A 9,068-nucleotide genomic window follows, 5' to 3' on the forward strand; every position below is an offset into this window, starting at 1 on the left:
TAGGGAGTAGGGAGTAGGGAGTAGGGAGTAGGGAGTAGGGAGTAGGGAGTAGGGATACAAAAACATTAAAAACTGTCTTTTGTGGGTATAAAGCCCACTGTTAGGAAAAGATTTGTGCTGAGATTGCTTGCAACGAGGCACAATGCGTCCTTACTTCAATCCCACGCCTTAAGGCGTGGGTTCCCTACTCCCTACTCCCACATCGCCACTCCCTCTGAATCTCCCTCATCTCCCTCATCTCCCTCATCCTCCTCATCCTCCTCATCCCCCTCATCCCCATAGGGAAATGACTTACAGATTTAAATTTCGTCCATATAGGCGCAGATTTGTGCGATCGCTGAATACCAATCACGGTGAGTGGGATATCCGCGATGGGATAATTTTACGTCTTGATGATCAAGCGGGTGGCATCGGTGCAGGGGAAATTGCGCCCATCAGCTGGTTTGGTTCTGAAACCATGGAACAAGCCTTAGATTTTTGTCGCCAATTACCAACAGAAATTACAGAAGAGACTATTTTTGCCATTCCCGATGAGTTACCTGCTTGTCAATTTGGTTTTGAGTCAGCGTTGGAAAAAATGGGGAGTGGGGAGTGGGGGGACGCGGGGACGCGGGGAGGGGGGGACGCGGTGAAAGAATTTGATATGTCTGTGCATCCTTCTATATCTGTATCCTCTTTTAGTGGCTTGTTGTCGGCGGGGGAGGTGGCATTAGAACAATGGGAAAGTTTGTGGCAACAGGGATACCGGACGTTTAAATGGAAAATAGGGGTATATGCGATCGCTATAGAACTCAAAATTTTTGAATTACTGACACATAGCTTACCAGCCTCTGCAAAACTGCGATTAGATGCGAACGGCGGACTTAGCTATGATGAGGCAAATTTATGGCTGTGGACATGCGACAATTTGAAAGCAAATCCCGAAATATCACTAGAAATTGAGTTTATCGAACAACCATTACCCGTTGATCAATTAGAGGGAATGTTGGAATTGAGTATGTTTTATGGGACTGCGATCGCCTTAGATGAGTCTGTAGCCACACTTGGGCAACTTGTGAATTGTTATGAACAGGGTTGGCGAGGGATTTTTGTGATCAAGCCTGGGATCATTGGTTCACCATCACAGCTACGACAATTTTGGCAACAGCATCAAATTGATACTGTATTTTCCTCCGTATTTGAAACTGCGATCGGTAGAGAAGCAGCACTCAAGCTAGCAACAGAATTATCTCTACACAATCGAGCAGTAGGTTTTGGCGTCAACCACTTTTTTGCAGAAGAAGAAACCTGGCTTCAAAATTTATGGAACAACCTTTAGCCTATTTAAAAAACCTCAATCAGCAAGATTGGCTTATTGGTTATAACAGCCATCAATTACAGCAAATAGTTGAAGAATTATATTTAGAACTAACGCAACTATTAGCTAGTGGAATACTACCAAAAATCATCTTAGCTGAACACGAACCAGTTAAATTTCTAGCAAGTTTTATCGCTGCCTGTGCAGCTAATTGCCCAGTTTTTCTATGTAACCCCAACTGGGGAACACAAGAATGGCAACAAGTATTTAATTTAGTGCAGCCAGATATTGTTTGGGGACTGGGGATTGGGGACTGGGGATTGGGTACTGGGGATTGGGGATTGGGTACTGGGGATTGGGGATTGGGTACTGGGGACTGGGGATTGGGTACTGGGGACTGGGGATTGGGTACTGGGGATTGGGGATTGAGGAATTATAATCATCTTTCTCCCTCATCTCCCTCATCCCCCTCATCCCCCTCATCCCCCTCATCCCCCTCATCCCCCTCATCCCCCCACTCCCCACTCCCTACTCCCCACTCCCCATTCATCATGATTCCCACCGGCGGTTCATCGGGAGAGATAAAATTTGCCATCCACACTTGGCAAACTCTCCTAGCATCCGTGCAGGGATTTACAGAATATTTTCAACTCAAAAAAATTAATTCTTTTTGTGTATTACCGCTATATCATGTCAGCGGTTTAATGCAATTTATGCGTTCCTTCACTACTGGGGGACAACTAGCTATTCTGCCATTTAAAACAGTTGAATCTGGTCAAATTCCCAATATTAAAAAATCAGATTTTTTTATATCTTTAGTTCCAACACAATTACAACGTCTGCTGCAAAACCCAGAATTAACCACATGGTTATCGCAATTTCAAACTGTACTTTTGGGAGGCGCACCAGCTTGGCAAGAACTACTAGAAAAAGCCCTATTTTACCGCATCCGCCTAGCACCAACCTACGGCATGACAGAAACTGCCTCTCAAATTACCAACCTCAAACCAGATGACTTTCTCAATGGTAAAATTAGCAGTGGTCAAATCCTTCCCCATACCACAATACAAATTCGTAATCAGCAAGGCAAAATTTTAAACTCAAATCAAACAGGCAATATCACTATTCAAACTCAATCCTTAGCCCTTGGTTACTATCCTCAAATTTGGCAAAATCAAAATTACTTTCAAGTAGATGACCAAGGTTTCTTAGACAATCAAGGTCATTTACATATTGTTGGACGTAACAGCGAAAAAATCATTACAGGTGGAGAAAATATTTATCCTACAGAAATCGAAGCCGCTATTAGAGAAACCCAAATGGTTACAGATATTTGTGTAATTGGTGTACCAGATCAATATTGGGGACAAGTATTAACAGCCATTTATGTTCCTAAGCAAAATACCTCTACCATAGAAATTCAAACTCTACTCCAAGCCAAACTCAGCAAACCCAAAATCCCTAAACACTGGATTCCCCAACAAAACTTATCCCGCAACCTTCAAGGTAAAATTAATCGTCAAAAATTACAACAAATAGCTACAGAATTTCTCCAAAATCTCCTTACATAGTCTCTCTTGACTTTCTTCTCTCCGCACCCTCTGCGCCTCTACGGTTCGTTTCCAACCATTGAACTATCTCATCAGGTAGTTCTTGCTTACTTCTACTACTAGCATCAATACAAACATGCCTAGTAATAGCCTTAGCAACCAACACCTCAGCCACTGTAATCTCATAAGTAACTTCAAACTTATCAACACCTAGTTTTTGAGGCATCAAATTAATCATTAATTTATCCCCACAAAATATCGGACGAAAAAAATCTGCATTGGTATGAACAATAGGAAAACCTAAAGATGGATTCGTAAAAAAATCTTTGAGATTAATACCAGATGTTTCTAAAGATTCTTCATAAGCTTCATGACAAATCCCCAAGACATTGGCAAAATAAACTACCCCGGCAGCATCAGTGTCTTGAAAGCGAACTGTGCGGTTGTATGTAAAAGACATATCTTAATAATTCAAAATTTCACAAGAATGAAAGCAGTTACAGTCGTATTAATCATTAATTATTATTTTAAGAGTTTAGCAATAGTTTGCCCAAAAGCTCTGAAGAACCGTTAGTGAGCAGATTTTGCTAGATTCTGCTTAGCTTGTATTAGCGCTTGATTGAAGTCTTGGAGTGGAGCTGCTCCTGGCAAATCGGTTCCGTTGATCAAGAAGTAGGGAGTGCTACTGATGCCCAACTTCTTGGCAATTTCCACATCTTTCAAAATTGCTGCTTTAGCTAAATTGCTTTGGCGATCGCTGTTAAACTGCTGTAAATTCAGGTTAAGGCATTTAGCTGTTTTAATGTAAAACTCTTCACCTAACTTATCCTGATGAGCAAATAGAGCATCGTGGAACTCCCAGAACTTACCCTGCCTATTAGCAGCCCATGATGCCAAGGCTGCTGACATTGCCTCGGAATGAATATGCTCTAAAGGTAAATGTTTATAAATGAAGGTGACTTCTTTACCATTAGCTGCCATGAAATCCTTCAGAGTCTTTTGAACCTTGCCACAAAAGGGGCATTGGAAATCAGAAAACGCTATTAAAATAATCTTTTTGTTTTTGGCTCCTAACATCGGAGAGTCACTAATGAAGGATTTGGGATTAGAAGTTAGATCTTGACGTATTGCTTCAGCCGCTTTCTGCTGCGCTTGTTGTTGCTGACGCTGATAGGCTTGCAATGACTCAATTACCACTTGCGGATGGTTTTTGACGATCTGTAAAACTTGACTCTCTAGATTTTTCTGGCTGAGTCCAAGCACTACCAAGGAACGAAATGTTAATCCTAAACCCATACTGATAAGTGCTATCCCTAGCAGAACACTTGAGGTAAGTTCAAATTTGCCTAATACTTTATTAATAATTCTCACAAAAACTCCTTACGGATACTTACTTTTGTACTATGGAGCAGCGAGGAAATAAGAATTCAGTTGTGGAGACATAAACTCTCCACAACTGAGAAATACTGTACTAGCACAGTTATTTTTATAGAAGAAGTTAGTAGCTGAAACAGTCCACTAGTGGCGTGGCAAGGTTAAAATGTTGCGATAGATTTTTATTTTTGTAGCGTGCGTTACTTCGTTAACGCACCATCTTGATCTCATTGGCGGTGCGTTGCGCTTCGCCACAACGCACGCTACTAATGCATCACTAATGCTTACTCATTTGCAGCTGGCAAGGTAAAGAGTTGTACCTCTAATATTATCTCGTCTTCTAATTACGTCTTTACCTCCGTATGCACCTGTGCCAGGTATATATACTATCGTGCTGTTGTCTGCATTGCATCCAGATTTCGCACATTCTTTCTGTAGTAAATCTGTTGCGTCTTTGTAAGGAGTTTTAGTCCAACCGTCTACATATATATCTTCTATCTTTATATCACTGCATTTTAATTTTGCAGGCTGCACTGCATTCCACAGGGGCACAGCCACCTCTTCCTCCATTGCTGGTGCAACTGGTACTTCCTGTCCATGTATTCCCGATGCTCCAAAAGCTATTGTTGCAGGTATCGTCATGCTACCTACAAACAGAAGTAGACGAATTGAACGATTAGTAAACATTGTATACCTCCAATTCAATTAATAGACATCTAACTTGTACGTATGGGCTTGCTACTTTCACAACCCAAGCAACTTTGTTTACAAAAGCTTTTTCTGCTCTTTGTAACTTAGTTCTTGGCTGTGCAATCATTGCCAAAAAAACTACGCAATTTATGAAACGGTAGCAATTTTAAGCCTGACCTAATTAATGCAAATATGACTGTTGCTTTAATTAAAGCTAGGCATCGCTTGTAGTCGGGTGTAATAAATTACACAACAATTTGTAATAGCAAGCTAATAAGTGAAGTATTAACTACTTGCTATTAATTATTTAATTATCATGATCTGAAACTGACGTAAACTTATTTACTAAATCTTGAATATGTAAAGAAGTGTCAGTTCTGATACATTACAAATATATTTAGTAAAGCGGTAAGAAAAAACAATATATACAAAGCTGTCTTTCTAAGGCAGATGAGAGTAAAAATTGGACAAGCTCAATATCAAGCAAAAAGCATTCTTCTAACTACAATTGTGGGGAACAATAGTTTTGTTACATACATTAGTTTTTTTCTAACTACTTAAAAAACTAATGTAAGTTAGTAATTTACAATACATGCTATTAATGCAGTACTAGTATTTACAAGTTTTTTATTTGAAAGTAAATTTGTTGTAAAGTTAGGTTTGAAAATTGAGTTTTTCTTGCAAAGAAGTAATTTTATTTTTTTGTAAAAAATACTTCTTTGATAAAGAAGCGCATTATCCAAAAACATAAGTAAAATTTATCCTTTTTCTCAAGGAATTCTGTGTCTAATTACACCTTTCCTTTACATAATCTTTATAAACTTGCTTAAACTGAGGATTATAATTTCGCATTGCACTGTAAAACAGTTCAACTTTCTTTTGCTCTTACCTAATCCTCAGTCCCTTTTACGCAATTAATATTTTAAAGGAAAATATATATCATCGGAACTGGGATTGAGATAAGGATAGTGCAAATTAACTAAATGATGTGCAAAGTGTTGTTCAATTGACTTCATCCGTTCCTCAATCGCATTCTTGCCTTTTTGCCAAGCGTCTAACAAAGCGTTGGCGACAATTTGACAACGATTCATCCCAAAACTTTCACAGGCTGCAAACTTTTGAGTTGGTTCTTCAGCTAAACCCAACCCTGGTGCTAAAAACTTCGTAAACAAGGGTATTTCAGCCCGGAAATGGCGTTGATATTCCAGATAAACAGCCTGCAAACTTTCACGAATTACCAGATAATCGTGGCGTTCAAAGTATAGTATCCCTGAGTCATAGCGTCCGTAAGCCGAGGGATTGTGGAGAACCTGAAAAATAAAGGGAATTGCGGCTGCGTTTAGTTGCTGCGTCAAGCTATCCATCAGTGCGATCGCACCATCGGCATTAAAATTAAAATAGATTCTGCCTGTGCCTAAATCAGCTTTAGGGTGACTTTGCCGTTCTTGTCCAACATTGCTAACTGCCAAATAACAACCATTTTGCAATCGATTTTTGGGCATCCAAATTGCTACTACATCACCTATCTTTGCCGATTGCTTGCTATGCTCTAAATGACAATCTGGCTCAATGTAAAGTGTCAAATCGCCCTTAGTTACTGCCATACTACCATCAGGCTCTTTTCGTAACACCTGCCAATTAGGGTCAAAATAACCTCTACCATGATTAAATTTGTGCAGTTGTTCATAAAATTCCCAATCAACTGCCAAGCTTGAATGATTTTCTAAATTATGGTGTGGTGTGCAATTGGCAGTATGAGCATTGACTGCCAAAATTGGTTGTAGAGAACCATTGTAATAAATGCCATAGAGGAAATTTCGCAGCAATAAAGTGAGATATTTGTGTTGTAAAGCCGCCGAGTTTTGCTGAAACCTGTCGGCTACTTTTGTTGGCAGTGCGAAGGGTTGATAATGAGGATGATAAATACAAAAGTTTGACTCAATCTGGATATTGCTAGCAATATCAAATAGAGAATTTAGTAGTTGATTGGTAGAAGAATCTAGCATTAATCAATTTAGAACTCAAAATTAAATAACTACTCGCAAGTAAATATTTTACCAGCTAACAACCACGTAATCGCGTTTTTTCGTAATAAATGCGAACTAACTGCTGTTCTTTTTGGGGTTGGGGTAGTTTGTGAATTTTGGCAACGGGTTTAAGGATTTCTGGCTCAGAAATTCCAAAAACAGTTAACACAGATTGTGCAGGCATTGTCAGTAAATCTTTAGCAATTTGCAGCATACATAGGTGAGTATTATCAAACCATTTGTGATATGTAATCAAGTTTTGGATTTGATGAACTAATGTCAGTCCGGTAAACTGGATCACACGTGTAATAAAATCACCTTGATATTCCAAAATCATAGGGAAAGCATCAAGATAAGCTCTAATTAGAGCCAGCAGTGAAGGTTGTAATACTTCTAAAGGTGTAACTGCCAGATTCAGAGATTCTTCTAAATTGATGGTAGGATCTACTACAAGACTTGAGAGCCAAATTTTTAAATAGCTGGCGATTAAAGTTCCTAAATCAAAAGCGGGGTCTCCCCAAGAACAAGCTTCCCAATCAATCAATCGCACTAGGCAATTATCTAGCTTTTCCCATCTAGAATGAACTAAGATATTGCTCAAATTTAAGTCATTATGAATTAAGCAGCAAGGATTCCACTCGTAGGCTAAATCTGCAATTGCTGATTCTAAACTTTCGTAGCGCTGACAAAGAGTATAAAACTTTAATGCCTCTGTGGGAACTACACCAAAAATCTCTGGTTCAATCGGCCCTATGCCTTGTGCTGGATTGTAAAAACTATAGCGATACTGTCCTTGAGGGGCAGTTGCCATAAAATTTTTATACTCTTTGCGATTAAAGGTTGCACGATGTAAACCAGCTAAAGCAGTGCCAATAGCTACAGCAATTTCTGATGGAAAAACATCGTGATAACGGTAGAATTTTTCTAGTTCTAGATATTCGCTTAAGTAATTACGAACAAGGATAGAATTTTCTTGATCAAAATGCAGTAATGGTGATGCGATCGCAGAAATATTTCCTAGAACCGGAAACTGCTGTAGTAGTTGATAAAACAGCCATTCATTATACAATTCATGCGGTGTTTCATCACTATTTTTGTGGCGTTCTTGTTTAACTAGCAGTTTGTGATTATCTGCTAAATTCACTAATAAATTAAAGTTTTTTTTCCTACTTTTTGGCAAATCAGATACTGCTGAGTTGCTATCTTCTAATCCACACAGACCTGCTGCTTGCAGATACTTGATAACGTTTTGAGAGGACAATGATAATACCATGTATTACTTCCTAGTTCCTAAAATTGCTGAGAGAGTCACCTAGATCAGAACTGGCTTAGCTTTAGCAGTTTTCGGTAGATAGCAACTAGTGTGTGAATAACAATAATAATTTTATTGGTACTATCTACTAATATCTTATCTGTCTGATAAAAACCTGCCAAAATGGCAGCAAGTCCTTGATTATACCTTTAAACTTTGCTTGAATACACATCAAATCTTTATATTCTTGAGAAGAGTTGCCAAGACATATCTCAAACATAATTTTGTCGATACTTGTCATTAGTTGCTCGCAGGAAATATCGTTAAACTTTGAGTACTTATTAATTAAGCAATATACAACAAATAAGACCCATACTAATTGCGATCGCCCATTTCATGATGTTGCATAGCAACACCATATACTAATGAAATTTTCATCAGTATTTTTTAACTGAATGGTATTGGTTGATAAATGAGGATATTTACTTTTTCTGTTGAGATAAGGACATGTATTTCTTGTACTACGTATCTCGAAATACATATTTTCCTTAATTCCATGTATAAATCACTTACTCTGTATATGCGTGTTTTGGGCTAGATTCTTCCCTTACACCTTTACATCCCACACCCTTACAGCCGAAAATAATCCGGCTGATATGCTTCGTGCTGTGAAGCACAACATTTAACACTATTAGTTTTATTTATCATAACAAAGCTAAGTTAACCGGAAGTTTTAAGCGAGTACTAATTAATTTTTCTCAAAGTTTAAATCCCCATTACAAAACTTAATTACGTTAGCGTTAGCGAAGCGGTAGCGAGTCCTCGAGCGTCAGCGGTAGCGATAGCGTAGCGTAAAGCCTGCGGCATAGCTTCGCTTA

The 9,068-nt window shown here is 38.8% G+C and carries 8 protein-coding genes; 2 read left to right on the forward strand and 6 right to left on the reverse strand.

The genetic code is table 11. From position 1 onward, the window contains the following. Window positions 1-286: 286 nt before the first annotated feature. Together AC5JMF_RS25680 and AC5JMF_RS25685 are read left to right on the forward strand one after the other, a co-directional pair. A complete protein-coding gene (locus AC5JMF_RS25680; RefSeq protein WP_495798533.1) occupies window positions 287-1,318 on the forward strand; it encodes an o-succinylbenzoate synthase in 1,032 nt (343 codons plus the stop codon). Further along, window positions 1,303-2,868, forward strand: coding sequence for a 2-succinylbenzoate--CoA ligase (locus AC5JMF_RS25685; protein WP_495798534.1), 1,566 nt, complete (start codon window positions 1,303-1,305; stop codon window positions 2,866-2,868). The genes AC5JMF_RS25680 and AC5JMF_RS25685 overlap by 16 nt, the downstream gene beginning before the upstream one ends. On the opposite strand, the gene AC5JMF_RS25690 is transcribed toward AC5JMF_RS25685, so the two are convergent. The 6 genes from AC5JMF_RS25690 to AC5JMF_RS25715 all read right to left on the reverse strand — a co-directional run bounded on the left by AC5JMF_RS25690 (window position 2,861) and on the right by AC5JMF_RS25715 (window position 8,491). Then, complete coding sequence (locus AC5JMF_RS25690) at window positions 2,861-3,307, reverse strand: acyl-CoA thioesterase (protein ID WP_495798535.1); 447 nt, start codon at window positions 3,305-3,307, stop codon at window positions 2,861-2,863. The two genes, AC5JMF_RS25685 and AC5JMF_RS25690, sit on opposite strands and share 8 nt — an antisense overlap. Window positions 3,308-3,417: 110 nt before the next feature. Beyond that, a complete protein-coding gene (locus AC5JMF_RS25695; protein WP_495798536.1) occupies window positions 3,418-4,218 on the reverse strand; it encodes a DsbA family protein in 801 nt (266 codons plus the stop codon). Between the two features lie 291 nt (window positions 4,219-4,509). Then, a complete protein-coding gene (locus tag AC5JMF_RS25700) occupies window positions 4,510-4,908 on the reverse strand; it encodes a hypothetical protein (RefSeq protein WP_495798537.1) in 399 nt (132 codons plus the stop codon). 917 nt (window positions 4,909-5,825) lie between these two features. Continuing rightward, window positions 5,826-6,917 (reverse strand): T3SS effector HopA1 family protein, encoded by a 1,092-nt coding sequence (locus AC5JMF_RS25705; protein ID WP_495798538.1) that lies wholly within the window; start codon window positions 6,915-6,917, stop codon window positions 5,826-5,828. Between the two features lie 55 nt (window positions 6,918-6,972). Then, window positions 6,973-8,211 (reverse strand): phosphotransferase, encoded by a 1,239-nt coding sequence (locus AC5JMF_RS25710; RefSeq protein WP_495798539.1) that lies wholly within the window; start codon window positions 8,209-8,211, stop codon window positions 6,973-6,975. 127 nt (window positions 8,212-8,338) lie between these two features. Then, window positions 8,339-8,491 (reverse strand): hypothetical protein, encoded by a 153-nt coding sequence (locus AC5JMF_RS25715; RefSeq protein WP_495798540.1) that lies wholly within the window; start codon window positions 8,489-8,491, stop codon window positions 8,339-8,341. Window positions 8,492-9,068: the final 577 nt, after the last annotated feature.

Source organism: Desmonostoc vinosum, assembly GCF_059505385.1.

Bases quoted from the DNA above. Each gene is read 5' to 3' on its own strand.
- AC5JMF_RS25700 (WP_495798537.1), bottom strand. From the start codon at position 4,908: ATGTTTACTAATCGTTCAATTCGTCTACTTCTGTTTGTAGGTAGCATG.
- AC5JMF_RS25705 (WP_495798538.1), bottom strand. From the start codon at position 6,917: ATGCTAGATTCTTCTACCAATCAACTACTAAATTCTCTATTTGATATT.
- AC5JMF_RS25680 (WP_495798533.1), top strand. From the start codon at position 287: ATGACTTACAGATTTAAATTTCGTCCATATAGGCGCAGATTTGTGCGA.
- AC5JMF_RS25690 (WP_495798535.1), bottom strand. From the start codon at position 3,307: ATGTCTTTTACATACAACCGCACAGTTCGCTTTCAAGACACTGATGCT.
- AC5JMF_RS25710 (WP_495798539.1), bottom strand. From the start codon at position 8,211: ATGGTATTATCATTGTCCTCTCAAAACGTTATCAAGTATCTGCAAGCA.
- AC5JMF_RS25685 (WP_495798534.1), top strand. From the start codon at position 1,303: ATGGAACAACCTTTAGCCTATTTAAAAAACCTCAATCAGCAAGATTGG.
- AC5JMF_RS25715 (WP_495798540.1), bottom strand. From the start codon at position 8,491: ATGACAAGTATCGACAAAATTATGTTTGAGATATGTCTTGGCAACTCT.